At 71.4% G+C, this 23,609-nt stretch carries 28 protein-coding genes; 17 read left to right on the forward strand and 11 right to left on the reverse strand.

Annotated features, from left to right (window positions below; all coding sequences use genetic code 11):
- Positions 1 to 35: 35 nt before the first annotated feature.
- Positions 36 to 263 (forward strand): SRPBCC family protein, encoded by a 228-nt coding sequence (locus tag SOM13_RS15400; protein WP_414655531.1) that lies wholly within the window; start codon positions 36 to 38, stop codon positions 261 to 263.
- Between the two features lie 96 nt (positions 264 to 359).
- On the opposite strand, the gene SOM13_RS14815 is transcribed toward SOM13_RS15400, so the two are convergent.
- On the reverse strand, positions 360 to 1,346 hold the full coding sequence (locus SOM13_RS14815; RefSeq protein ID WP_320480154.1) for a helix-turn-helix transcriptional regulator: 987 nt from the start codon (positions 1,344 to 1,346) through the stop codon (positions 360 to 362).
- A gap of 100 nt (positions 1,347 to 1,446) precedes the next feature.
- On the opposite strand from SOM13_RS14815, the gene SOM13_RS14820 reads away from it, so the two are divergent.
- Positions 1,447 to 1,899 (forward strand): VOC family protein, encoded by a 453-nt coding sequence (locus tag SOM13_RS14820; protein WP_320480155.1) that lies wholly within the window; start codon positions 1,447 to 1,449, stop codon positions 1,897 to 1,899.
- Positions 1,900 to 2,071: 172 nt separating this feature from the next.
- On the forward strand, positions 2,072 to 2,743 hold the full coding sequence (locus SOM13_RS14825) for a YdeI/OmpD-associated family protein (RefSeq protein ID WP_320480172.1): 672 nt from the start codon (positions 2,072 to 2,074) through the stop codon (positions 2,741 to 2,743).
- A 256-nt stretch (positions 2,744 to 2,999) separates the two neighbouring features.
- On the opposite strand, the gene SOM13_RS14830 is transcribed toward SOM13_RS14825, so the two are convergent.
- On the reverse strand, positions 3,000 to 3,806 hold the full coding sequence (locus tag SOM13_RS14830; protein ID WP_320480156.1) for a hypothetical protein: 807 nt from the start codon (positions 3,804 to 3,806) through the stop codon (positions 3,000 to 3,002).
- Positions 3,807 to 3,940: 134 nt separating this feature from the next.
- Positions 3,941 to 4,819, reverse strand: coding sequence for an SDR family NAD(P)-dependent oxidoreductase (locus SOM13_RS14835; RefSeq protein ID WP_056261575.1), 879 nt, complete (start codon positions 4,817 to 4,819; stop codon positions 3,941 to 3,943).
- 51 nt (positions 4,820 to 4,870) lie between these two features.
- On the opposite strand from SOM13_RS14835, the gene SOM13_RS14840 reads away from it, so the two are divergent.
- On the forward strand, positions 4,871 to 5,497 hold the full coding sequence (locus SOM13_RS14840) for a TetR/AcrR family transcriptional regulator (RefSeq protein WP_056261578.1): 627 nt from the start codon (positions 4,871 to 4,873) through the stop codon (positions 5,495 to 5,497).
- A 95-nt stretch (positions 5,498 to 5,592) separates the two neighbouring features.
- Here the strand turns inward: SOM13_RS14840 and SOM13_RS14845 are convergent, their stop codons facing one another.
- From SOM13_RS14845 to SOM13_RS14855, 3 genes are read right to left on the reverse strand one after another with little or no spacing between them, the layout of a single operon-like run.
- Positions 5,593 to 5,799 carry a tautomerase family protein gene (locus SOM13_RS14845; RefSeq protein ID WP_043594869.1) on the reverse strand — a complete coding sequence of 69 codons (207 nt, stop codon included), beginning with the start codon at positions 5,797 to 5,799 and terminating at the stop codon, positions 5,593 to 5,595.
- Between the two features lie 38 nt (positions 5,800 to 5,837).
- A complete protein-coding gene (locus tag SOM13_RS14850) occupies positions 5,838 to 6,740 on the reverse strand; it encodes an SDR family oxidoreductase (protein ID WP_320480157.1) in 903 nt (300 codons plus the stop codon).
- Positions 6,740 to 7,480, reverse strand: a complete 741-nt coding sequence (locus SOM13_RS14855) for an SDR family oxidoreductase (protein ID WP_320478480.1) — start codon at positions 7,478 to 7,480, stop codon at positions 6,740 to 6,742. The genes SOM13_RS14850 and SOM13_RS14855 overlap by 1 nt, the downstream gene beginning before the upstream one ends.
- Before the next feature lie 96 nt (positions 7,481 to 7,576).
- On the opposite strand from SOM13_RS14855, the gene SOM13_RS14860 reads away from it, so the two are divergent.
- Both SOM13_RS14860 and SOM13_RS14865 read left to right on the forward strand, forming a co-directional pair.
- The gene (locus SOM13_RS14860; protein WP_320480158.1) at positions 7,577 to 8,293 is read left to right on the forward strand and encodes a TetR/AcrR family transcriptional regulator; all 717 of its coding nucleotides are present in this window, start codon (positions 7,577 to 7,579) and stop codon (positions 8,291 to 8,293) included.
- Positions 8,290 to 8,790, forward strand: a complete 501-nt coding sequence (locus SOM13_RS14865) for a VanZ family protein (protein ID WP_320480159.1) — start codon at positions 8,290 to 8,292, stop codon at positions 8,788 to 8,790. The genes SOM13_RS14860 and SOM13_RS14865 overlap by 4 nt, the downstream gene beginning before the upstream one ends.
- Before the next feature lie 235 nt (positions 8,791 to 9,025).
- Here the strand turns inward: SOM13_RS14865 and SOM13_RS14870 are convergent, their stop codons facing one another.
- Entirely contained in the window at positions 9,026 to 9,658 is a 633-nt protein-coding gene (locus SOM13_RS14870; protein WP_320480160.1) for a TetR/AcrR family transcriptional regulator, read from the reverse strand.
- Here SOM13_RS14870 and SOM13_RS14875 point away from each other — a divergent pair.
- Complete coding sequence (locus SOM13_RS14875) at positions 9,657 to 10,580, forward strand: ketopantoate reductase family protein (protein WP_320478484.1); 924 nt, start codon at positions 9,657 to 9,659, stop codon at positions 10,578 to 10,580. The two genes, SOM13_RS14870 and SOM13_RS14875, sit on opposite strands and share 2 nt — an antisense overlap.
- A 289-nt stretch (positions 10,581 to 10,869) precedes the next feature.
- Here the strand turns inward: SOM13_RS14875 and SOM13_RS14880 are convergent, their stop codons facing one another.
- Complete coding sequence (locus tag SOM13_RS14880) at positions 10,870 to 11,523, reverse strand: TetR-like C-terminal domain-containing protein (RefSeq protein WP_320480161.1); 654 nt, start codon at positions 11,521 to 11,523, stop codon at positions 10,870 to 10,872.
- Positions 11,524 to 11,579: 56 nt separating this feature from the next.
- Between SOM13_RS14880 and SOM13_RS14885 the strand changes: the two genes are divergently transcribed.
- The 8 genes from SOM13_RS14885 to SOM13_RS14920 all read left to right on the forward strand — a co-directional run bounded on the left by SOM13_RS14885 (position 11,580) and on the right by SOM13_RS14920 (position 18,973).
- Positions 11,580 to 13,070, forward strand: a complete 1,491-nt coding sequence (locus tag SOM13_RS14885) for an MFS transporter (RefSeq protein WP_320480162.1) — start codon at positions 11,580 to 11,582, stop codon at positions 13,068 to 13,070.
- Positions 13,071 to 13,189: 119 nt separating this feature from the next.
- Positions 13,190 to 13,495, forward strand: coding sequence for a hypothetical protein (locus tag SOM13_RS14890; RefSeq protein WP_192061511.1), 306 nt, complete (start codon positions 13,190 to 13,192; stop codon positions 13,493 to 13,495).
- 9 nt (positions 13,496 to 13,504) lie between these two features.
- Positions 13,505 to 14,629, forward strand: coding sequence for a hypothetical protein (locus SOM13_RS14895; protein WP_320480163.1), 1,125 nt, complete (start codon positions 13,505 to 13,507; stop codon positions 14,627 to 14,629).
- Between the two features lie 45 nt (positions 14,630 to 14,674).
- A complete protein-coding gene (locus tag SOM13_RS14900; RefSeq protein WP_320480164.1) occupies positions 14,675 to 15,076 on the forward strand; it encodes a hypothetical protein in 402 nt (133 codons plus the stop codon).
- Positions 15,077 to 15,162: 86 nt separating this feature from the next.
- Positions 15,163 to 15,723, forward strand: coding sequence for a sigma-70 family RNA polymerase sigma factor (locus tag SOM13_RS14905; protein WP_320480165.1), 561 nt, complete (start codon positions 15,163 to 15,165; stop codon positions 15,721 to 15,723).
- On the forward strand, positions 15,716 to 16,576 hold the full coding sequence (locus SOM13_RS14910; protein ID WP_320480166.1) for a hypothetical protein: 861 nt from the start codon (positions 15,716 to 15,718) through the stop codon (positions 16,574 to 16,576). The genes SOM13_RS14905 and SOM13_RS14910 overlap by 8 nt, the downstream gene beginning before the upstream one ends.
- 369 nt (positions 16,577 to 16,945) lie before the next feature.
- Positions 16,946 to 17,545: a hypothetical protein gene (locus SOM13_RS14915; protein WP_320480167.1), complete on the forward strand. Its 600-nt coding sequence runs from the start codon at positions 16,946 to 16,948 to the stop codon at positions 17,543 to 17,545.
- Between the two features lie 39 nt (positions 17,546 to 17,584).
- A complete protein-coding gene (locus tag SOM13_RS14920) occupies positions 17,585 to 18,973 on the forward strand; it encodes a signal peptidase I (RefSeq protein ID WP_320480168.1) in 1,389 nt (462 codons plus the stop codon).
- On the opposite strand, the gene ctlX is transcribed toward SOM13_RS14920, so the two are convergent.
- Together ctlX and SOM13_RS14930 are read right to left on the reverse strand one after the other, a co-directional pair.
- The gene (gene ctlX, locus SOM13_RS14925; RefSeq protein WP_320480169.1) at positions 18,936 to 20,048 is read right to left on the reverse strand and encodes a citrulline utilization hydrolase CtlX; all 1,113 of its coding nucleotides are present in this window, start codon (positions 20,046 to 20,048) and stop codon (positions 18,936 to 18,938) included. The genes SOM13_RS14920 and ctlX overlap by 38 nt on opposite strands.
- 8 nt (positions 20,049 to 20,056) lie before the next feature.
- A complete protein-coding gene (locus tag SOM13_RS14930) occupies positions 20,057 to 21,085 on the reverse strand; it encodes an ornithine cyclodeaminase (RefSeq protein WP_320480170.1) in 1,029 nt (342 codons plus the stop codon).
- A gap of 173 nt (positions 21,086 to 21,258) precedes the next feature.
- Here SOM13_RS14930 and SOM13_RS14935 point away from each other — a divergent pair, with 173 nt between their 5' ends.
- Together SOM13_RS14935 and SOM13_RS14940 are read left to right on the forward strand one after the other, a co-directional pair.
- Positions 21,259 to 21,690 carry an Lrp/AsnC family transcriptional regulator gene (locus SOM13_RS14935; RefSeq protein ID WP_192061503.1) on the forward strand — a complete coding sequence of 144 codons (432 nt, stop codon included), beginning with the start codon at positions 21,259 to 21,261 and terminating at the stop codon, positions 21,688 to 21,690.
- 49 nt (positions 21,691 to 21,739) lie between these two features.
- Positions 21,740 to 22,300 carry a TetR/AcrR family transcriptional regulator gene (locus SOM13_RS14940; protein WP_192061502.1) on the forward strand — a complete coding sequence of 187 codons (561 nt, stop codon included), beginning with the start codon at positions 21,740 to 21,742 and terminating at the stop codon, positions 22,298 to 22,300.
- A gap of 656 nt (positions 22,301 to 22,956) precedes the next feature.
- Here SOM13_RS14940 and SOM13_RS14945 read toward each other — a convergent pair.
- On the reverse strand, positions 22,957 to 23,609 hold a 653-nt coding region (locus SOM13_RS14945; RefSeq protein ID WP_320480171.1), incomplete at its 5' end, for a MurR/RpiR family transcriptional regulator.

The following is a 23,609-nucleotide window of genomic DNA, read 5'->3' on the forward strand; positions in this document are numbered from 1 at the left end:
CCGAGGGCGGCCGCGAGCACGTCGCTGACGGTCGCGTGACGGAAGCAGTACCGCCGAGTCGGCTGGCCTTCGTGTGGCAGCAGCCGGAATGGCCGTCGCCACTCACGGTCCGCTTCGACATCCGTAGTGACGGCGAGCGGAGCACGGCCACGCTGACGGAACGAGGTTTTGGGCAGCTCGTAGATGGCGACGGACTTCGAGCCGCACACGAGGAGGGATGGAACTCCCATCTCGCAAACCTGCTCAGGGCGGCGTTCCGATAGACGATCGATAGACGGGCGCCTGTCGGCTTCAGGGGTCAGGCGCCTGCGTGTTCCCCAGGGCTGAAGGCCAACTGGCTGCGTTCTGGACCTGCCGCACTAGTCGTAGCTGGTCGCGCATGTCGCCGCGTATCGCTGCGCGAGGGTCACGAAAGCAGTCGCGAGCTCGGGGGGGCCGATCACCTGCATTGGCACCTCGAAGCGGCCGTAGGAGGCGGCCAAGGCACCCCAGGACCACGAGCCCGCCTCGAGGGTGCACCGCTGGTCGTCGACGGCCACGACTGTGCCGTCGCCGGCGAACGGGAGGACGTCGCGAGCGGGCAGTTCCAGTACGACGGTGCCTCGGCATGGCCACTCGTCGACGTCGGACCCCTTGAAGCGAGCGGAGACGAACTCGTGCACGCTTCCGCCGGGCACGACACGGGGAACGTACCGGGGGCCACCGGGGGCCCGCGGCTGCACACGGTCCACGCTGAACAGACGCCAGTCGTCGCGCTCGAGGTCCCAGGCCACGAGGTACCAGCGGCCGTGTGACGTCACCAGGTGGTGCGGCTCGACCCGGCGGGCCTGGCGCGTCTGCTGCGCGCTGTCGTCGTGGCCGCGGTCGGCATAGTCGAAGCGCAGGACCTCCCGATCTCGGATGCTGTTGGCAAGAGCGACGAGGACGTCGAGCGAGAGATCCGCCAGTGCTGCATCTCCCGGACGGCCGACGGCGGTCACCTCGAAAGCATCCAGCCGGCGTCGCAGTCGGAAGGGCATGACCTGGCGGATCGTCCCCAGGGCGCGGATCGCCGCCTCCTCAAACCCTCCGCCGGCACCGGCTGCCACCTGCAAGGCGACGGCCACCGCGACAGTCTGGTCATCATCGAAAAGCAGGGGCGGCAGCTCGCTGCCGGCGTCGAGCCGGTACCCGCCATCGGGGCCCATCGTCGCGCGGATGCTGTAACCCATCTCCCGGAGACGATCCACGTCCCGGCGGACCGTCCGGTCGCTGACGTCGAGACGCGACGCCAGGAGCGACCCTGGCCAGTCCCGCCGCGTCTGCAGCAACGACAGCAGGTCGAGCAGTCGCGATGTCGTCGTCATGTCGCCCAGCGTAGATCCGTTCTAGGACAGCAACAGACCTAGACAGCTGCGAGGGTCGAGTCGTCGGCCGATCGGGTCGACCCCCCACCAAGGAGCAGCGATGACGATCCAGACGACCACCCACCTCAACTTCCTCGGCGACGCCCGGCAGGCGCTGGAGTTCTACCAGTCCGTGTTCGGCGGGCACCTGGTGGTCAACACCTACGCCGACTTCGGGATGCCGGCGCACGTCCCCGGCGCCGACAAGGTCGTCTTCGGCCTCGTCGGCGCCGAGAACGGCTTCCGCATCATGGGGTACGACATCCCCGGCCAGACCGACGGTTCGATCGCCGGTGGAGGCCTGACCCGCCGCGAGAACGGCACGACCGTCACCGACCAGGCCCTGTTCGTCTCGATCGGGTCCGACAGCCTCGACGAGTTGCAGGGCTACTGGGACGCGCTGGTGGTCGGCGCGACCATCGTCGAACTGCTCGCCGCGTCGGCGTGGAGTGCTGGCTTCGGCATGCTCACCGACAGGTTCGGCGTCACCTGGAGCTTCAGCGTCACGGCCTAGTGCCTCTGCCGCGGCGCGAGGCCGACCTGCCCGCGCCGCGGTCCCTCCCTCTGTCCTCGCCAGAAGAAAGGAACGACCATGCCCGCGACCTTCTCCGCCCTTGACAGATCCGCCGTCGTCGCCGCCAGCGTCTCCGCCGTGTTCGGGCTGACCACGGGCCGGCGTGGAGTCGATGCCTGAGGCGGCCGACTGCTCCGGCCGGGTCCGCTTGACCGTGGCCGACGCCGGAGCGTGGCGCACCTGGCTCGACGAGCACGAGGACGGCAGCGACGGGGTGTGGTTGACCCTGGCGAAGAAGGGCGCTCACGCTCCGACCTCGTTGACGTACAGGGAGGCGCTCGATGAAGCCCTGTGCAGCGGATGGATCGACGGGCGCAAGAACTCCATCGACGGTGCCACGTTCCATCAGCACTTCACACCCCGCCGCAGACGTTCCCTGTGGTCCGCACGCAACGTAGAACTCGTCGCAGCGCTCACCGCAGCGGGCCGGATGCGCGACCGAGGCCGGGCCGAAGTGGACCGAGCCCGGGCAGACGGGCGCTGGGATCGGGCCTACGCCGGCGCAGCCACCATCGAAGTTCCCGCGGACCTACTGGAGGCGCTCCAAGCATCACCCACGGCAGCGCACCTGGATGCACTCGCCATCACGTTCACCTTGGAAGGGCCGTTGGATTCGCTGTTCACGAAGGTCACTGTGGAGCTGGCCGACCGCGATCCGGAGGTCGCCGAAGCCGCTCGTTGCGCCTATCGGCGCCTCGAGGACGAGTGCGCCGGGTGCATCGAGCAAGCGCAGACAGCCGGGGAAGTGGACGTGGCTCTCGACGCCCGGGCCCTGGCGACGTAGTTCGTGGCGGTCACTCGCGGCATGGAGGTCCTCGGCACTGCCGGCGCCGACCGGTCGGTGCTCCTCGGTGTCGGCCGAGCGGCGTTCACCCTGCTCACTTGAAGCGCGAGGCAACCCAGACCCGGTCAAGTGCTTGTAGCGACCACGCTGGAGGTGACCGACAGGAGGTGGGCCGAAACTCGACGGGAAACCAGGGCGCTCGTCGAGCGCGACCTCGACTTCGTCCATCGGTGTGCCGTCAGGCCAGGCTCTGGAGCTACCTGTGCTGGTGGCGTCTCTGCGCGGCGATGGTCATGAAGCTCATCGCAGCCAGGACGATGGTGACCCCGACTGCCGCGACGGTGATGGCGTCGGGGTGGATGACCGATTGTCCCCGCAACGCCTGCCACAGGGCGATCGCGGTGACGGCAGCGTACGTCGCTCCGGCCGCGACGACGATACGGAGCCGATCGGCCTCACTGAGCGCCCGGGGGAGCGTGATCGCGAGGATCGGCAGCACCTGCAGTGCGTGCATGCCGATGAAGTGGGACACGCGGAGATCTCCGTGGGCGGTGTTCCAGCCGAGGAAGAAGATGCCGCCGGTCGCGTCGTCACCGCCCACGGAGTGGGAGCCGTAGGTCGACGATGTCGGGTCGGCCAGCTGGGCCGCGGTGGGGATCACCATGAGGAAGCCCACGGACAGGCCGACCAGGGCGATGATCAGTCCGAGCCTCAGGGACCACGCCAGCGCCCTGTCCTCGATCCGGGAGAACATGGCCAGGAAGGCTCCGATGACCAGTGTCGCGCAGTACATGAGGGTGACCCCACCGGCCATGAGCTGGTAGAAGAGCTGGTTCGTCGGAGTCGAGACGTTGAAGTGGCTTCCCACGCCGCGAACCACTTGGATCGAGATGACGACGATCTCCAGGAGGGACGCCGCTGCGCCGACGGTTCCGGCCCACCAACCGATCCGACGCAGGACAGGCCGCTGCACCATCGAGAGCATCCACGCAAGGGTGATCGCGTAGAGCGCGAGGGAGATCGAGAACTTGAGAGGTTTGGCCCAGATCGGGTCGTCTGCCAATGTCCGCGGATCGAGGATCAGCCCGACGAGGCACACGACAGCCCAGAGGCACATCACTGTGGTGAAGGCGACGAGAGGTCGGTGCCATCCGCGTACAGCGGTCCAGAGTGCGCGGGGACGGTCCTGGACGACGCTCACGGGCGGGTGCCCGCTGCCGTCATCCGCTCGGAGATCGACCAGAGTCTCGCTGCGGTCTCCGGGTTCCGTGCCTGCTTCGACTGGCTGATCACCTCGGCCCCGCCTCGCATGTGCATCATCCGCTGGGGTCCGACGAAGGTGCCGCCGGGGAGGTCGGCTGAGGCGGCGAGCAGCGACGGCAGCGCACCGTCTTCCGGCTCCTGCCCCAAGATCGGGACGAGCCGGTCCCAGAGGTTGGGGCGCTGACCGGCCGGCCGGTCGTAGATGGCTGTCTTGACCAACCCCGGGTGGGCGGCCAGCGCCCGCACTCGAGAGCCCGACGTCTGCAGCCGCCGGTCCAGCTCCGACGTGAACAGCAGGTTGGCGAGCTTGGAGTCCGCGTACGCCCGGCTCGCCTGGTACGGGCGTCGGTGCCAATCGAGGTCGTCGAGGTCGAGACGAGCCATCCGTTCCGCCTGGGACGCGACGGTGACGACGCGGTCGGTGATGTGCGGCAGGAGCAGCGTCGTCAGGAGGAAGTGCCCCAGGTGGTTCGTGCCGAACTGGAGCTCGTGACCGTCGGCCGTCCGCTGGAGGTCCTTCGACTCGACGCCTGCGTTGTTGACGAGGATGGCGATCGGTTCGTCGATCCGGTCTGCGAAGTCGGGCACCGTCTCGAGCCGCGCGAGGTCGAGTGGCAGGACGCGGTGCGTTCCCGGAGTGCCGGGGAGGGTCGCTGCCATGGCTTGCCCCTTCTCCTGATTCCGGACAGCGAGGATGATGCGTGATCCGGACTCGGCCAGGGCGACCGCGGTCGCTCGGCCGATGCCGCTGGTGCCGCCGGTGATGATGACGGTCTCGTTGGTCGGTGCCTGGCCTGCTCTGGTGTCGTCCATGCCCCCAATGTAGACATTGGCCACATTGTTGTCAACGTCTACACTGTTCGGATGGCACAGCAAGCACGCTCCTACCACCACGGGTCGCTGCGTGAGGAGCTCGTCCGCGAGGGGCGCGCGCTCCTGATCGAGGAGGGGCAACAGGCGGTGACGGTGCGAGAGCTCGCGCGCCGCGTGGGCGTCAGCCATGGTGCGCCGCTCCGTCACTTCCGTGACCGGGACGCCGTCCTCGCCGCGATCGCCGCGGACGGTTTCGACGAGCTGCGTCGCTATCTCGAGGCCGCGCGGCAGGTGGGCACCCTCGAGCGCCGGCTCACGGAGTACATCCGCGCTCATGCTCGCTTCGCGCAGCACAACGGCCCCCTGATGCAGCTGATGTTCGCGTCGACCGACGACGGCACGAATGCGGGGCGCGACCCCGAGGCGCAGTCCTCGGCCGAGCGCTTCTTCGCAGTGGGCGCGGAGCTGCTCGGGGAAAGCAGTCCGGAGTCGATGGGCCCGATGCCGTTCCTGGTCGCGGCGACGACAGAAGGCATCAGTGCCTTGGCCGCCACCGGCAGGCTCCCCGAGGATCGCGTGGACGAAGTCGTCGTCGCCGCGGTGCGGGCGCTCCTGCCGCAGATCGAGCAGCAGCTCGGAACGGCCGCCCAGGGACCGGTCACCGCCCCCGACGGGTGAACCGGGACCGGCGCGCTCGAGTCGCGGCAGGCTCGGTGCCGCGAACGCGATGAGGGGCCCGGTCGCCCTGGCCCCTCATCCTGTGACTAGCGGTACTAGACGCGGCCGAGCATCGCTTCGTTGAGGATGGTGCCGCCGAGCATCCAGCCGCCGTCGGCGACCTCGTCGAGGATGACGAGGGTCGTCGGGCGTGCTCGTTCTCCGTAGACGTCGACGATGGCGTCCGTGACGGCGTCCTGCAGCTTCTTCTTGGACTCAGGCGTGAGGGTGTCCGCGGGGACCTTGAGGTTGGCGAAGGGCATGGTGGTTCCTTTCGGTGGTGGCCCGGACGTTCCGGGGGTCAGAGGGCGGCGTTCGAGGGCAAGAGATCCTCGATGCCGATGCGGCGGTAGAACTCGGCGCGGATGCGGTCGGTGACCGCGGACACGACTTCGCTGCCGTCGCGGGACGGGTCGACGTGCGACCGGAACGGGCGCGTCCCCTGGGGCAGGCCGACCAGGCGCACGATCTCGTCGGCGACGTCCTGCACGTCGGCCTCGGGCGGCACGATCGCGGCGAGGCGGTGGGTCAGTTGGCGGCGGAGCGTGCCGTACTCGGCGTCGTGGTCGGTCACCCGCGCCTCGTCCGCCGGGGTGGAGGCGTTGGTGAAGTGGTTCGTCCCCGACGTGAACGCCCCAGGAACGACGATCGAGCTGTCGATGCCGAAGCGGATCGTCTCGGCCGCATAGCTTTCGGCGAGAGCATCCATGCCGGCCTTGGCGGCGAAGTACGGGGCGAGGAACGGAGGGTTCCCGCCGCCGGTGGAGGAACTGCCCACCCATACGACGAAGCCCGAGCGCTGGGAGCGCATGTGCGGCAAGACGGCGCGGGCTACCCGGTGGCCGCCGACCACGTTGACGTCGTACAGGTACGCGAACTGTTCAGGCGTGAAAGCCTCAGCGGCACCGAAGGCCATGTGGCCGGCGTTCTGCACGACGGCGTCGATGCGGCCGTACGCCCTGATGACGGTGTCGACCGCAGCGTCCACGGATCCCTGCGACTGGACGTCAAGCTCGACGCCGCCGAGCCTCAGCCCCTCACGAGAGGCGAGGTCGGCCAGGGCGTCGCGATGAGCCGCGTTCCTCCCGTCGACGGCGCGCATGCCCGCCGCGACGACGTGGCCTGCGCGTGCCAGCGATTCTGCAGTGAGTCGACCGAATCCTGTGGAGGCGCCGGTGACGAGGATGACCAGCGGCACCGTCATCAGACCATGCCGCCGTTGACACGGATGGTCTGGCCGTTCACCCAGCGCCCGTCCGGCCCTGCAAGGAACGCCACCACGCCGGCGATGTCCTCCGGGGTGCCGAGGCGCTCGAGCGGCGGGACCTTGGCCAGGGCGTCGATCTGCTCCTGCGTCTTGCCGTCGAGGAACAGCTCCGTCGCGGTCGGGCCCGGAGCGACGACGTTCACCGTGACGTCCCGGCCACGGAGCTCCTTCGCCAGGATCAGCGCCATGCCCTCGACCGCGCTCTTGCTCGCGACGTAGGCGCCGTAGGTGGGGAACTGCGTTCCGACGACGGATGTCGACATGCCGACGAAGGCACCCCCGGAGCGCAGTCGACGTGCTGCCTGCTGTGCGACGACGAAGGTGCCGCGGACGTTCGTCCTGTGCAGGTCGTCGAGGGCGTCGAGATCTTGCTCGGCGATGGTCGACAAGCCGAGGCGTCCGGCCGAGTGCACCACGACGTCGACGCCCCCGAAGTCGTTCGCGACCCTGTCGAAGATCGCTGCCACGGCGTGCTCGTCGGCGACGTCGGCCTGCACGGCGATGGCATGGCCGCCGGCGCTCGTGATCTCGTCGAGGGTCGCGGCGGCCGCGGCACCCCCGCTGGCTGATGCGACGACGACGGTGAACCCGTCACGGGAGAGTCGGGTGGAGATGGCGCGGCCGATGCCGCGGGAGCCACCCGTGACGACGGCGACGCGCTGGGGATCAGTGCTCATGATCTGCCTTTCGTTGCTATCGGTCGGCAGTTTCGCCGATACGCAAGAACTATCACAGATACGACACGCGATAGCAAGTGCCCTAGGCTGGGGGCCATGATCCGATCCGACGACGACCTCCGGAGCGCGCTGCTCGCGGCGGCCGAGGAACAACTCGTCGCCGCGTCCGATGGCGAGATCGCCACACGAGCGGTCTGTGCGGCCGTTGGCGTGACTCAGCCGGTGCTGTATCGGCTGTTCGGCGACAAGCGGGGACTCCTCGACGCCCTGGCCGAGACGGGCCTGCAGCGCTACGCCGCCCGCAAGGCCGAGCTCGAGGCCACCGACGACCCGGCGGCGGACCTGCGCCGCGGGTGGGGTGACCACCTCGACTTCGCGAGGGAGAACCCCGCCCTCTATCGCCTGATGTTCGCGCCGCGACCCTGGGCGGGCGGTCGCGCAGCGGACGGTGTGAGGGCGCTGCTCGAGCGGACGCTCTCTCGGTGCGCGGCCGCGGGGCTTCTCCGTCTCGAAGTCGACGTCGCATCGGGGATGATCTTGGCGGCCAACGTCGGGCTCGCCCTCGACGAGATGACGACCCCGCGTCCCGCACGACAGACCGATGCGGTCGCCGACGCGCTCCGCGACGCCGTCCTCGGTGCCGTCCTCGTCACGGGGTCCCCGACGGCGTCCTTCAACGTCGCCACAGCCGCCCGGCGGCAGCTCCGTGCGCAGCTCGCTGAGGGCGGGCCTGGCGCCCTCCTCCCCGAGGAGTCCGCGCTCATGAACGTCTGGCTCACGCGCCTCGACCGAGAAAGCGACGGCCCCCGGTGATCTCCACGTTCCTCGTCGAACACGCGCCCCTCGTCCGCATCGGCTTCTGGGTCGCCGTCGCGGCCGCCACCCTGCTCGCCTGGGTCCTGCACCGGCTCCGGCTCCGGCGTGTCCTCCTCGGCCTCTCGGCTGTCGCGCTCATCGCGGTGCTCGTTCTAACCCTGCTGCCCGACGGAGCTCGGCCCGGCGGTGTCACCTGCACCGTGCAGTTCAGCGTCCCGTTCCAGGGCATCGAGACGCTTGCCAACGTCGCGATGCTGCTGCCGCTCGTGCTCTTCCTCGGGACGGCGACGAACCGGCCGCTGACAATCCTCGCCGGTGCGGTCGCCCTCTCCGCCGTCATCGAAGTCGTACAGGCCCTCACGCCCGTCCTCGGTCGCCGGTGCGACACGAACGATTGGGCCATGAACACCGTCGGCGCGGTGCTGGGCGCGGTCATCGCTCTCGTCATCTGCGCGATCGACCGGCGACGTAGGGCCACCGCGTCGTCGGGATGAGTCACTGGCCGCCAGCGGTGCGCCCGACCCGCGGCCGATATGCCTACTGGCGATCAGGGCGTGATGTGCACGGGCTCATCGGCAATGGCGAGGATGGTGGTCTTCCCTCTGCAAGCGGAGGCGCTCGATGTAAGAAGCACCTAGTACGGCTCCTTGAAGGTGTCCGATAGCCGATGGCGTTTCGAGACGGGTGTCGGGTGCTCCTGGCTCAAGTGTCCGGCGGAATCGGGTGCCTCTAAGTGGCCCGAAGGCCAGCGATCAAGAGCTCCACGGCTGCGCGTGATTCAGATGCCCAGAGTGGTCGGCCTGTCGCGGTGCCGATGCCGTGCAGCACGATCATCACCGCTCCGACCGGCATGTCATCACGGACGGTGCCGTCCCGGGCCGCCTGGCTCACGAGGTCGGCCACCGTGCATTCGATCTGGATCCCACCGTCGGTGAACACGGTCGGGTCTTCGGCTGCCGCGAGCGTGCGGGCCAGCCCGGTGTGCTCCAGGACGTACTCGACGAAGCCGCGGAGGAACGACTCGAGGTTCTCGACGGCCGGCCGCGCCGGGTCGACAGCGTTCTCACAGAGCAGTGCCACCTCGCCCTCGTACACGGCAGCAGCCAGAGCATCCCGTGTGGGGAAGTGCCGGTACAGCGTCCCCACCCCCACGCCGGCGAGAGCGGCGAAGTCGTCGAATCGCGCCTGCTGGTGCTGGTCGAACACGACCCGCGCGGCAGCGACGATCGCTTCTCGGTTCCGACGGGCGTCCGCCCGCATTGCGCGTTCCTCGGCCACGGAGGCACCCTCCCTAGATAATTGGAGATTATCTCCATATAGTTCAACCGGAGATCGTCTCCAGCTTAGCGAGAGGTCATTCATGCGCATCCTGATGTTCGGGCGGGGAGCGATCGCGACGATCTACGGTCGCGTCCTTGCCGCCGCTGGTCACGACGTCGAGTTCTACGTACGCCCGGGGCGTGCTGCGGAATACGGGGACGAGGTGCGCATCGACTGGATCGACGGGCGTCGTGCGCTGCTCGGCCGACGAGTCCGTGAGAACCACCCGGTCAGGTTCCGCGAGACCATCGATCCACGTGAGGGGTTCGACCTCGTCGTGCTCAGCGTCGGGCATCATCGTCTCGCTGAGGCTGCGGCTTTCCTCGCGCCCCGACTGGGATCGGCGACCGTCCTGGTGTTCGGCAACGTGTGGGAGGAGCCGCTCGAGGCCGTCGCGCCGTTGCCGGCCGATCAGGTCGTCTTCGGCTTCCCGGGTGGGGGTGGTCAGTTCCAGGAGGATGGCCTCCTGGTGGCCGCCATCATGCCGTCGGTCGTCATCGGTACCGGTCACGCTCTGACGAGTCGGCGCGAGGAGGAGGTCCTGTCGGCTTTTCAGCAGGCCGGCATCACTGCCCGGCAGGAGAAGGACATCCGGGGGTGGCTGTGGCTCCATTTCATCGCCGACGCCGGCATGTACGCCCAGGCGATGAGCAAGGGTTCACTGTCGGCGATGATCGGTGACCGACAGGCTCTCCGGAAGGCGCTCGCAACGACCCGCGACCTGCTGCCGCTTCTCCGAGCACGGGGTGTGGATCTCGCAGAGCATCGCCGCGCGATGCTTCCGTACCGCCTCCCGCTCCTGATGGGCACTGCGATGGGATGGGCGACGGCGCTGGTCCCGATCGCGCGCCGTGCCCTCGGGGCGCACACGGACACGGACATGGTCGAGGGTCGCGCCGTCCTCCGCGACACCCTGCGAGAAGCGCGACGGCTTCACATCCCGGCCCCGCGTCTGGAGACGTGACTCGCGGCTTCCGGTGCTCTGGCCGAATCGGTTGAAGGACCCACGGGCAGATGGTGCCTATGCCCACAGAGCCCCCCGGCTGCGTCCCGATAGCCGATCACTTTGCGGGCGCTCCGGGGTCGTCACGCGTCCCCAGAGTCGCGAGACGCGGTCTCGATATCAGGGGACAACCTGTCGAAGCCTTTTGCAGCACAGATGCAAGGAGTGATGTGTCGCGTGCACGCTCACGAGGGGCGTGCTGACGACCTCGACCGCCATGGCCGTCGAGGGTGTGCCGCGAGGCGCCGTCTCAGTGGTCCGGCGCGGAAGGGTGGTTCGAGGCGGCATCGACGGACAGGCCGTCGAGCAGCGTGTCCACGATCCTCTCGGCCGTGTCGGTGGTGATCGCCTCGTGGGCGAAGAGCGCTCGGTAGTACAGGGGCGCGGCGAGGAGGTCGAGCACCAGTTCGATGTCCGTCGACGGGGCGAGTGCGCCCTGGTCCCGTGCGCGCTCGAGCACCGCCCGGGTGGTCGACCTGCGCGCGTCGAAGTAGTCGCGGGTGAATCTCTCACGGAGCTCGGGGTCGCCGGCGAGGTCGGCGATGAGGCCGGGCAGGGCGGTGGTGACGGGGGTCGAGGCGATCGACTCGGCCAGGCCGCCGATCCCCGTGACGAGGTCGCATCGCAGGCAGCCGGTGTCCGGTGTCGGGCTCGTGCCCATCACGGTTATCAGGGTGTGGACCACGACCCCCGGAAGGCTTCCCCAGCGGCGTCGGAGCGCGGGCTTGCTCGTGCGCGCCTCGGCCGCGACGCGGTCGAGCGTCAGGTCGCGGTATGTGCCTTCGCCGAGGAGCCGCATGACCGCTGCGGCGGCACGCTCGTCGATGCTCGCGTCACGCGGTCGGCCCGACCGGGCGGGAATCGAGGAGGTGCGGCGTGAGTCGCCGGGGCCTGCTTGCGTCATGAGTCGACGATAGCCTAGTTTCATTCCGTACCGATTCGGAACGAAAGTGAGACCGCATGACGACCCGCTCCTCCCCCCGGCCGCGCGACCCCAGCCACCCGGACACCGCGCACAGCGGTGATCCCGTAGGAGTGTTCTCACCGGGGCTGCGGGCCCGGACCGTGGGCATCCTGGCCAGCGTCGGTGCCGTGGCGCTCGAGTCGCTCGGCGTCGCGACGATCCTGCCCGTCGTGGCCGACGACCTCGGCGGTCTGTCCGCCTACGGCTGGGGGCTCTCGGCCCTCATGCTCGCCAACATCGTGGGCACGGTGCTGGCCGGTGGTGACATCGATCGACGCGGACCGGCACGCACGGTGCTCGTCGGGGGCCTCGTCTTCGCGGCGGGCTGCATCGTCGCCGGCGCGGCCCCGACGTGGGAGGTGTTCATCGCGGCCCGCGCTCTTCAGGGTCTCGGGGTCGGCGCCGTCATGGCCTACGCGTACAGCCTCGTGGGCCTGGCCTACCCGGCGCGCCTCCGGCCGGTCATGTTCGCGTTCCTGTCGTCGGCCTGGACGATCCCGTCTCTCGTGGGGCCCCTGCTCGCCGGTGCGCTCGTCGCCGTGGCGGACTGGCGACTCGTCTTCTGGGTCGTCGGACCGATCGTCCTCGCCCTGCTTCCCCTCGTACTACCCAGCGCGCGTCGAGTCGGCGGCGTCTCCTCCCGGGGCGGACCGGACTCCGGTGCCGCGGAGGCTCGCAGCGTCGATGAGGCGCGTCGGGCGCGACGCGGAGCTCTCGTCGCCTCCATCGTCCTGGCGGTGGCTTCGGCGGTTCTCCTCGCCTCCCTCGAGAGCACGTCGCTCCTCGTGCTCGTACCGCTCGTCGGCATCGGCGGCCTCGTCGCAGCGTGGTCGTTCCGCAGGCTCACACCCGTCGGCACGCTTCGGGGAGCGCGCGGAGCGGCCGCGGGTGTCGGAGTGCGGTTCCTGCTGTGCGGCGCGTACTTCGGCTCGGAGGCCTTCGTGCCACTCGGCCTGACGCGTCTGCACGGTGTCGGGGTGACCCTCGCCGGTGTGGCGCTGGCGACGGGGGCTCTCACCTGGACGGCTGGTTCCTTCATCCAGGCACGCATCGACGCCGCCCGGCCGGGTACGAGGGCCCGGTCCGTCCGATGGGGGTTCGTGGTGCTGCTCGCCGGGCAGGTCCTCACGGCCGTGACCGTCGCCGTCCCCGACGCCTGGTCAGGAGGCGCGGTGCTGGGATGGGCGATCGCCGGGCTCGGCATGGGGGTCGCCTTCAACGCCGCGACGAGCGCGACGATGTCAGCAGGGTCGTCCGCCGGCGCCACGAGTGCGTCGCTCCAGCTCGCCCAGACGCTCGCCACAGCCCTCGTCGCTGGTGCAGGGGGAGCCGTCCTCGCAGCGGCGGGGACGGGCCCGGCAGGCTTCGCCGGGGTCTTCGCCGCCACCGGGGCGCTGGCGCTGGCCGGCGTCTTCCTGGCGGGTCGTACGGACACTCGCGTCGCATCCATTCCGAATGAGCGCTTTGCCGTCAGGAACGATCGGTAGCGGGTCAACGTGCGCAGGGGGTGGGCGACCGGTCCATGAACGAAGACCGCCGGCTGCCCGCGCCGCCGAGGCCCCTGGGGGCTGTCGGACCGACCGGCGGCACCGCTAGCATGCCGGGCATGGATGCGCCGATCGACCGACTGCTCGCGAGCGCCGGAGGGTCCGGTGCGATGTGGCCTGCGGCGTACGACCTGGGCTGGACGGCGATCATCGCGATCGGCGCGCTCGCCGCCGTCTGGATGCTCGTCAGCGTCGTCAGGTCGGCGCTCAGCGGTTCCGCCAAGGCCCTCTGGATCGTGCTCTGGGCACTGGTCGCCCCTGTGGCGATCGTCGCCTGGCTCGTGATCGGGCGAGACGCCCGCGCGTCGGGTCGCGAGATCCGCGCCTCGCGGGCCGGTCGCGAGCCGTCGGCCGACGCCTCCTAGGCTGAGCGCATGACGGCCCCGATCGACGCCGACGCCCTGCTGGCCGGCCCGCGCGGGCGGCGGCTCTGCCTCGAGCTCATGCGGCACGGCGACCCGGCCAGCGAGGCGCGTGAGCACTTCGGCCAGCTCGTCTTCTTCGCCTCGTACCGGTCGGCGAAGGCGAACGGGGTCGCGGTCACCCTCCTGCGGAGCAGCACCGCCGACGGCCCGGGCGCCGACGCCCCGCTGCCCGACCCGACCCCCGCCGAGCTCGCCGACGCCCTCGATCGGGTCCCGCTGCCGCACCTCGACGACGACACACTGACGACCGCCCTCGCCAGCACCGTCGACGCCGCCGCCTACTGGCAGGAGCCCGACGGCGACGACCTGCTGATGGTCGAGCCGGTCGTCACCCGGGCCCTCCGGCGGGTCGCCGAGCACGTCGTGTCGTCGCCCGCCACGGCGTGGTGGAGCGACCGCACCGCCCCCGACCAGCACCTCGTCGAGTTCGACCGGCCCGAGTTCCGCACCGGCGAGCCCCCGTCGTGGAGCGTCGTCGGCGTCCGCGCGGCCCTGCAGCAGTGGCGCGACGCCCGTGTCGCCGGCGAGGTCAGGGCGCTGCGTGAGCGGCCCCTCGACCCGACCTCTTCGTTCAGCGCCGACTGGTGGTCGACCCCGAACTGGATCGGCCCGGTCACGACCCACGCGGGGCCCGACGGCGCCCCGCTCGGCCTGCGACTCGTCGAAGACGGCTTCGGCGACACCCGCGCACACGTGCGGCAGCTCGACGTCCCGCCCGACGCCCGGGTGATCGAGGTCGACGGCCCCGACGACTGGGCCCGCCTCTGCCGCGAGCACCCGCTCGAGGTCACCGCGTCGCACCGGCACGACTGGTACCGCGCGACCGGTCGGGCCGGGGCCTGGGTCTCGCCCGACTGGGCGTCCGTCGCCGAGATCGCCGACGCCGTGCACGTCTCCGTCGCCGGGTACCTGCTCACCGCCGGCCGCAGCGTCCCCGTCGACGAGAGCACCGCCTCCGTCCTGGCCGGCTGGAGCCCCGACGAGACCTACTGGCTCACCGACGTCGCCGCGAGCGACGCGCCCGCGACCACCTGGGCGCTCGACGACGACGGACGCTGGGTCCGCGAGGCCTGAGGCGCCGCGACGAGTCAGAGACACGGCGACCGCTAGCCTGCTCGCATGACCTCGCCGATCGATGCCGATGCCGATGCCGGTGCCGACGCCGATGCCGACGCCCATCCCGGAGACGGTCTGCGGCCGCGCGTGCTCGGCGCCCTCGGCATCGCGGCGGCGGTCGGAGTCCTGTTCGCGTCGGTCATCATCGTCCCCGCGTTCTTCCCCATCTCGACGGTGGGCTCCCTGACGCCGACGGACCCCCTGCTCAACCGGGTCGGGGAGTGGTCTGCGATGTACCTCGCCCCCGGGATCATCGCGACCATCGTCCTGGCGTCGGCCGCGGGCGCCCGAGGAGGACGAGGGCGCCGCCGGGGCATCATCGCCGGAACGATGGTCGCCTTCTCGCTGCCGGTCTTCCTCGTCGCGCTGTTCGTCGACTCCGTCTTCTTCGATTCGGCCCCCTGAAGGAGGCGCGGGTCGGCAGTGAACGGAACCGCACCTCCCGACGTATCCCCTCGAGACCCCGCCGCCCTAGTCTGAGAGGAACGTCGATGACGGCCCTCCTGACGCCGCACCGCCACCCGACCGCCGAGCGGAGCCCGATGACCGCACCACCGTCGAGCTTCGACGTCGACGAGGCCTTCGCCGAGCACGGGTCGGCGCTGCTCGGCTTCGCCGTCAACGCCCTGGGCGACCGCGGTCAGGCGGAGGACTGCGTGCAGGAGACGTTCCTGCGCGCGTGGCGGGCGCGCGACCGGTTCGACCCGACCCGCGCCTCCGCCCGCACCTGGCTCTTCGCCATCGAACGGCGCCTCATCATCGACGTGCTGCGTGCCCGGCAGCGCACACCGCACCTCGTCACGCCCGACGACGCCCCCGACGCGTCGACGAACGAACCCGACCCCCTCGACCGCCTCGGCCTCGTCGAGGGGCTGGCCCGGCTGAGCGACGAGCACCGCGCCGCCGTGGTCGCCGTGCATCTGCGCGGTCGCACCTACCGCGACGTCAGCGAGAGCACCGGCGTACCCGTCGCGACGCTCCGCACCCGCGTGCACTACGCCCTGCGCGCCCTCCGCACCCACCTCGACGAAGGCGACACGACCGATGACTGACCCGACGCCCTCGCGCCGCGACGAGCTGATCGCGGCGGCGCTCGCCGACGACCTCTCACCCGCCGAGGCGGCCGAGTTCGCGGCGCTCCGGGCAGAAGACCCCCGCATCGACGCCGAGCTCGCCGAGCTGGGTGCGCTCACGGTGCGCCTCGCCGACCTCCCCGAGCCGGACGGAGGGGCAGGAGGCGCGGGCTGGGTCGACCTCGAACCCAGCGCCGAGCTGCGGCGACGCGTCGCGGGCATCGCGGGTGCCGGCGCGCCTGCGGTCGACGCGGATGCGGATGCCGATGCGGTCGACAACGGTGCGGTCGCCGTCTCGCCGCGCGCCGATGCCCCCGTCACTCGCGACGCCCCGGTCGCCCCCGTGACCCCGCTGCCCGACCGGTCGGCACGACGTCCCGCCCGCGCGACCCGTCGCCCGAGACGGCGCACGCTGCTCACCGCGCTCGGCGCCGCGGCCTGCCTCGCGGTCGGAGCCGGTGCGGGCGCCCTCGTCGCGACCCCCCGCGACGCTCACGTCGACGGCCCGCCCGGCACGCTCGGCGCCGTCGAACCGGTCGCGTTCGCGGGCGCGCCCTCGGGGGTCGAGGTCGACGGCGACGTCGTCGCCCACACCTGGGGCACCGAGACGCTGCTGACGGTCACCGGGCTCCCCGCCGGAGACCCCTTCACCGTGGTCGTCGTCGGCGACGACGGGCGCGAGTACGAGTCGGGCACGTTCCTCGGCACCGACGTCGAGATCGACTGCAGCCTGAACGCGGGCGTGCTGCGCGAGGACGTCGCCGCCGTCGAGATCCGCGGGGCCGACGGCGCGGACATCGCGGTCGCCGAGGTCCCCGCCGTCGACGCCTAGCGCGCGACTCGCTGCGCCCGGCGCCCCGCGCCCAGTCCCCGCGCGCCACTCACCGCGGCCCGCCCGCGACTCACCGCGCCAGGTTGTGAACACGACGCCAGGTTTAAACCTGGCGTCGTGTCCACTTCCTGGCGCTGTGGGTGACCGCCGCGCCGGCCCGCGCCGCCCCGCGCACACGTCCCGCGAACGGGGGTCGGCCGCACCTCTTGCACGACCCCCATGACTGAACTATCTTCATTTTTGTACCAACGGAGCGTCATCGGGTCCTCACCGAACCCGAGCGATCGAGCGCCGCGACCCAACCACTCGCACCGTGCCTCCTACCGTCCACCGTGACGCTCCGTCTTCTTCCGGATCAGGAGCTCCACCATGTCCATCGCCGCAACCCGCGCCGCCCGTATCGCCGCCTTCGTCGGAGTGCCGCTCGCCCTGGTCGCCTCGGGCGTCATCGTGTCGACCGCGTCGTACTCGGCGTTCTCGGCCACGACGTCGAACCCGACGAACAACTGGACCGCGGGCAACGTCGCCCTGTCCGACGACGACGCGAACACGGCGATGTTCAACGCGACGGCGCTGAAGCCCGGCTCGACGGGGGCGAAGTGCATCGTCGTCACGTCGACCGGGTCGCTGCCCTCGGCCGTGAAGCTGTACGGCACCACCCCCTCCACGACGAACGGGCTCGCGAGCAGCCTGAACCTCACGGTCGAGCAGGGCACCGGCGGCACGTTCGCCGACTGCACCGGCTTCGTGGCGCAGGGCACCGGCGGCTCGCTGTACAGCGGCACCGTCGCCAACTTCGGCACGACCTACTCGAGCTACGGCAACGGGATCCCGACCTGGTCGCCCACCGGCACCGCCAGCGAGAGCAAGGTCTTCCGCTTCACCTACACGCTGCCCGCCAACGCGCCGTCGACGGTGCAGGGCGGCACGGCGGCCCTCGGCTTCACGTGGGAGGCCCAGAACAGCTGATCCGCGGCCTCCGGGCGCTCCGAACGAGAGGTCGTCGTCGTGTTCACGTCGCACGCTCACGTCGCAGCGGCATCCGGGTCGGCCTCGGCCCGGCTGTCGTCGGGCGGGTCGAGCGTCGATGCGGCCACGGTCGCCGACTGGTCCCGGATCGTCGCGGCGACGCTCGCCCGCGGGATCATCGCGACCCTGCTCGGTCTCGCCTTCTGGGCGGCGGCCCCCGCTGTCGTCGGCTGGCAGCCCACCACGGTGATGACCGGGTCGATGATGCCGCGGGTCGCCGTCGGAGACGTCGTCATCTCGCGGCCGGTCGACTCCGCGAGGCTCGACGCCGGGCAGGTCCTGCTCTTCGACGACCCCGATCACGAGGGGGCGCTGCGACTGCACCGGGTCGACTCGACGGCCCCCGACGGCACGCTCATCACGAAGGGCGACGCCAACGCCGCCGCCGACTCGTCGCCGGTGCCCCGTGACGACGTGCACGGCATCGGCGTGCTGCGGGTGCCGCTCATCGGCATGCCGATCGTCTGGCTGCACGACGGCGACGCCGCGCACCTCGTGCTCGCCGGTCTCGCCTTCGTGGTGCTGATCGCCGTCACCCTGCTCGACGGGCCGCTGCGCCGTCGCCCCGAGCCCGACCCGTCGACCATCGCCGGCCGCACACACGGACGACACGGCGGAGGCCCCGCAGGCGGGGGTTCAGGAGGCGCGGGTCGAGCCGGCGCCCGTGCCGCCGGCTCCGGTCGGGGCGGCATCCACCGCGCCGGGGTCGCCGTCGGTCGGATGCTGCGGGTCGTCGCACCGGCCGCGCACGTGCAGGAGGCGCGCGACGGGCGGTCGCGCACCGCACCTCCTCGGCTCCCCGGCAGCGCAGGCGTCGGCACCCGCCGCCTCGTGCTCGTCGAGCGTCGCGCGGCGCATCGGCGCCGACGCCTGCTCTGGGGCTCGGGTCTCAGCGCGCTCGTCATCGCGACCGCGGGCATCGGGTTCGTGCTGCCCGCGACGGCGATCGCGGCTCCGTTCCTCGCGACGACCATCAACCCGAAGTCGTCGTGGACGGCGGGCATGGTGGGTCAGCCGGCGGCCGTGCCGAACACGACGACCCTCGGATGCGTCAACGCGGGGAGCAACGGGGTCACCATCACGTTCGCCTACCCGGCGGGCGCCGACGCGGACTCGTTCGAGCTCCAGGGGCCCGGCCTGCTCGGCGGCACGGTGACCTACGGGAGCACCGCCGCGTCGTCGGCGACGTCGAATCCGAACTCGACGAAGTCGGTCACGTTCACCCCGACCGCGGGCCTCAGCCTCAATCTCGCCTCGACGGTCAAGGTCAAGGCCGTGCTCGGGGCGACGGGCACCCTCTGGACCTCGACGTCGGACGCGACGACGGGTGTCACCGTGTCGCTCTCCAACGGGCTCCGCTGCCGCTGACGGCGCCGTGCGCGGGCAGGTGCACTCCGGCCAGCATGCAGCGCACCGACCCGCCGGCCAGCTCGATCGTCGGCACATCGAGCGGCAGCGGGCGGGCGTGCCTCGCCACCGTCGCCCGCTGCGCCGGGGTGAGAGCCGCCCAGCCGCGCGCCGACACCGCGAGCACGGGCCCGTCGGCGCCCCGCAGCTCGAGGGCGTTGCCGGCGAACTCGGCGAGCTGGGCGCGGGTGAGGGCGACCACCTCGCGTCCGGAGGCGGCGAGGCGGTCGGCCACGCGCCTCCTCTCGCTCGACGACCCGATCGCCTCGAGGCCGACCAGCGCCAGGCGCGAGGCCACGCTCATCACCACGTTCGTGTGATAGATCGGCACCCCGTCGGCGTCGGTCGCGGTGAACGCCTCGACGTCGTAGTCGAGCCCGCGGCAGACGAGATCGACGGCGGCCCGGTCGGCCCGATGCGAGAGGGCGACGTAGGCGACCCGCTCGACGTGATCGAAGACGAGCGCTCCGGTGCCCTCGACATGCAGCCCGAGCGACTCGAGCGTCGAGTGGTCGACCACCGACCCGACCCCGTACGAGCCGCGCAGCAGGTTGACCACGTCGTCGCGCCGTTCCGACCGCCGGTTCGGCGAGTGCATCGGGTAGAGCAGCAGACGCCCGTCGGAGTGCGTCGAGAACCAGTTGTTCGGGAACACCGCGTCGGGACGGTCGGCCCGCTCGTCGTCGACGAGATGCACGCGCACACCCGCGGCGCGCAGGGCGGCCGCCACCGAGTCGACCTCGGCCCGGGCGCGCACGGCGATCTCGGCCCGCGACGCGTCGACGTCGGCGGGATCGGTCTGGAACGCGTTGTCCCGCGCCGTCTGCGGGTTGGGCGTGAAATGACGCGGACGCACCATCACGACGGCGGCGGGGGACTGGCGGGCGAGCCGCGCCTCCTCGGGGTCGGCGACGAGGGGGGACGAGGAGGCGCGGGCCGGGTCGGCGACGCCGGTCACGCTCGCGACGCCCCTCGGGATCGCGCCGGTCGGGCCGGCGCCGGTCGCGCCCGCGCCGGTCTCGACGACGCTCGTCACGTCGGTCCTCAGACCCCGACGGGCTGACGGGCGACGAGGCCGAAGAGGTCCTTCGGGTCGTCGGGGTCGGCGACGAGGTCGATGTCGACGGCGTAGTCGGTGCCGGCGACGTCGTCGCGCAGGTACTTGAGCGCGCAGACGTCCTCGATGGCGAAGCCGACGGAGTCGAACACGGTGATCTGCTCGTCGCTCGTGCGCCCGGGCAGTCGGCCGGCCACGACCTCCCACAGCTCGGTGACGGCGAAGTCGGCCGCCTGGTGCTGGATCTCGCCCTCGACCCGCGTCTGCTCGGGGTACTCGACGAACACGTCGGCGCGGCGCAGCGTCACCGGGTCGAGCTCGGTCTTGCCGGGGCAGTCGCCGCCGATCGCGTTCACGTGCATGCCGGGTCGCACGGCCTCGTCGGGCAGCACGATCGCGTTCTGCTTGTCGGCCGTGCAGGTGGTGACGACGTCGGCGCCCTCCGCGGCCTCGACCGGGCTCGCGCAGACGGTGATCTCGAAGCCGAGCGGGGTCAGATTGCGGACGAGCTTCTCGGTCGCCCCGGGGTCGACGTCGAAGACCCGCACGATCTCGATCCCCAGGGAGGCGCGCATCGCCAGCGCCTGGAACTCCGCCTGCGACCCCGCCCCGATCAGGGCGAGCACCCGCGAGTCGGAGCGGGCGAGACGCTTCGCCGCCATCGCGCTCGTGGCGGCGGTGCGGAGCGCGGTGAGGATCGTCATCTCGGCGAGGAACGTCGGGTACCCCGTGTCGACGTCGGCGAGCACGCCGAACGCGGTCACGGTCTGGAACCCGCGGGCCGGGTTCGACGGGTGGCCGTTGACGTACTTGAAGCCGTAGGTCTCGCTGTCGCTCGCGGGCATCAGCTCGATCACGCCGATCGGCGAGTGCGAGGCCACGCGCGGCGACTTGTCGAAGGCGGGCCAGCGGGCGAAGTCGCGCTCGAGGGCGGTCACCATGCCGGCGGTGATGGGGCCGACCCCGCGGTCGGTCACCCAGCGGATCATGTTCTGCACGTCTACGAAGCGCACCACGGGCGCCTCCCCTCTGCTCGTCTCGCCGGTCGTCCGGTCGCCCGGTCGTCTCGCCGGTCACCCGGTCGTCGCTCCACGCTATGGCTGCGCGATATGCACCGGCAATCGTCAGCACGCGCTGAATCGCACCCCCGACTCGGCGATCCGCGCAGTGCTGCTGTACATTTCGGGTCATGGCCGATCTCGACGAACTCGACCGGCGCCTCCTCGCCGCCCTCCGGGTCGACGCCCGCGAGTCCGCCGCCGCCCTGGCGCGCCGACTCGGGGTCACCCGCGCGACCGTGACGTCGCGGCTCGACCGGCTCGAGGCGTCGGGCACGGTGCTCGGCTACACGGTGCGCGTGCGCGAGGACCACGACCCCGATCTGATCCGCGCGATCGGCTTCATCGAGATCGAGGGGCGGTCGACCGACCACGTCATCCGGCAGCTGCGCGGGTTCCCCGAGGTGGTGTCGCTGCACACGACCAACGGCGGGTGGGATCTCGTCGCCGAGTACCGCACCTCGTCGCTCGGCGAGTTCGACCGCGTGCTGGCGCGGATCCGCAGCGTCGAGGGCGTCATCAACTCCGAGACGAGTCTGCTGCTGAGCTCGGTGCTCCGGTAGGAGGCGCGGGCTGCGTACGTCCGTACGCATCGTGACTAAGGTGGTCGGCATGACGGCCCGGCGCAGCGACCCCGAGCGGCGCGATCGTCTGATCGACGTCACGCTCGACCTCATCGCCGAGAACGGCGTCGCCGGCATCTCGCATCGCAAGATCGCGACGCGCGCCGATGTGCCGCTCGGCTCGATGACCTACCACTTCGACGGGATGGACGATCTGCTGCACGAGGCGTTCACCCGCTTCGCCGGCACCATCATCGCCCGCTTCGAGGCGGCGCTCGGGTCGGCGACCGCACCCGACGAGGCCCGGGCGGCGATCGTGTCGCTGATCCACGACGATCTCGCGGCCGAGGGGCGGCTGCGCGACCAGGTGCTGTCGTACGAGCTCTACACGCTCGCCGCACGGCAGCCGGCGTTCCGCCGCATCACCCGCGAGTGGATGCGCCGCAGCCGCGTCGAGCTCGAGCGGCACTTCGACCCCGACACGGCACGACGCGTCGACGCGCTGATCGAGGGGCTGTCGATCCACCGCGTGCTCGACCCCGAACCGCCGTCGCGACGCTTCACGGAGGAGGCGGTGGCCCGCATCACCGCGCCCGCCCCGCCCGCCTGACCCGCGCCCGCCCCGCCTTTGCTGCGCCGCGCCTCCGCGCGTGCCCATGAACCGCGTTCGCGAAGATGAACTGCGTCGTATCGCGGTTCTTCTTCGCGAACGCGGTTCATCGCCGGGCGCCGCGTCTCCCCTCCCGCGCGCCCCGCGCCTCCTCGTCCCGCCCGACCCGCGCCTCCTCGCCTGCCTGACCCGCCTGACCCGCGCCTCCTCGTCGACCCGTAAACCGCGTTCGCGAAGATGAACTGCGTTGTATCGCGGTTCTTCTTCGCGAACGCGGTTCATCGTCGATCGCCGCGTCTCCTCGCTTCTCCTGCACTGCGCCTCCTCGTTTTCCTGCGCCGCGCCTCCTCGCCTCTGCTGCGCTGCGCCTCCTCGTCCACCCGAAAACCGCGTTCGCGAAGATGAACTGCGTTGTATCGCGGTTCTCCTTCGCGAACGCGGTTCATCGCTGCGCGGGGACGGGGGAGGAGGCGCGGGTCAGGTTGCGGAGAGCGGCGCGGGGCGAGGGGGACGAGGAGGCGCGGGTCAGGTTGCGTAGAACGGCGCGGGGCGAGGCGGACGAGGAGGCGCGGATCGGCTTGCGCAGAGCGACGCGGCGCGGGGCGAGGCGGGGGAGGAGGCGCGGGTCGGCGTGCGCAGGAACGGGGCGGGCCGGGTCAGGGGGAGCGGTACTCCCATTCGGCGACTCGCTCCTCGTGGGCGTCGAGGCGGGTGCGGGTGCGGCGCGCGTCGCGGGCGGCGACCCCCTCGAGCAGCGCGATCGACAGGGTGACGGCGGCGGCGTGCGAGTCGAAGACGAGGTCCTGGCCGACGGGGGCCACGAGACGGACGTCGATCAGATGCGCGAACGGCACGAGCGGGGTGTCGATGATGCCGACCGTCGTCATGCCGAGCTCACGGGCACGGGCGAGGGCCCGCACGGTGGCCGCGGGGTAGCGCGGCATCGCGAACACGATCAGCGTGGTCGCTCCGTCGAGGTGCAGCTGCGTGAGGTCGTCGTCGAGCCGCGCCGCGTCGTCGAGCACGTGGACCCCGGGCACGATGCGCTGCGCCAGGTACCCGACGTAGTTCGCGAGCGCCGCCGACACCCGCAGCCCCACGATGCCGACCGGACGGCTGTCGGCGATCAGCTCGACCGCGCGCCGCATGGCCTCCGACGCGATGGTCGCCTCGACGGCGCGCAGGTTCTGCCGCTCGTGCGCGAGGGCCGCGCCCGGCGTCGTGGCCGCACCGCCGGTGCCACCCGAGGCACCGCCCGCACCCCCGGCACCGCCGGCACCACCGGCACCGCCCGCGCCGGCCGCGCCGA

Origin of the sequence: Frigoribacterium sp. CFBP9030 (genome assembly GCF_034045195.1) — a bacterium.
Classification (GTDB): Bacteria; Actinomycetota; Actinomycetes; order Actinomycetales; family Microbacteriaceae; genus Frigoribacterium.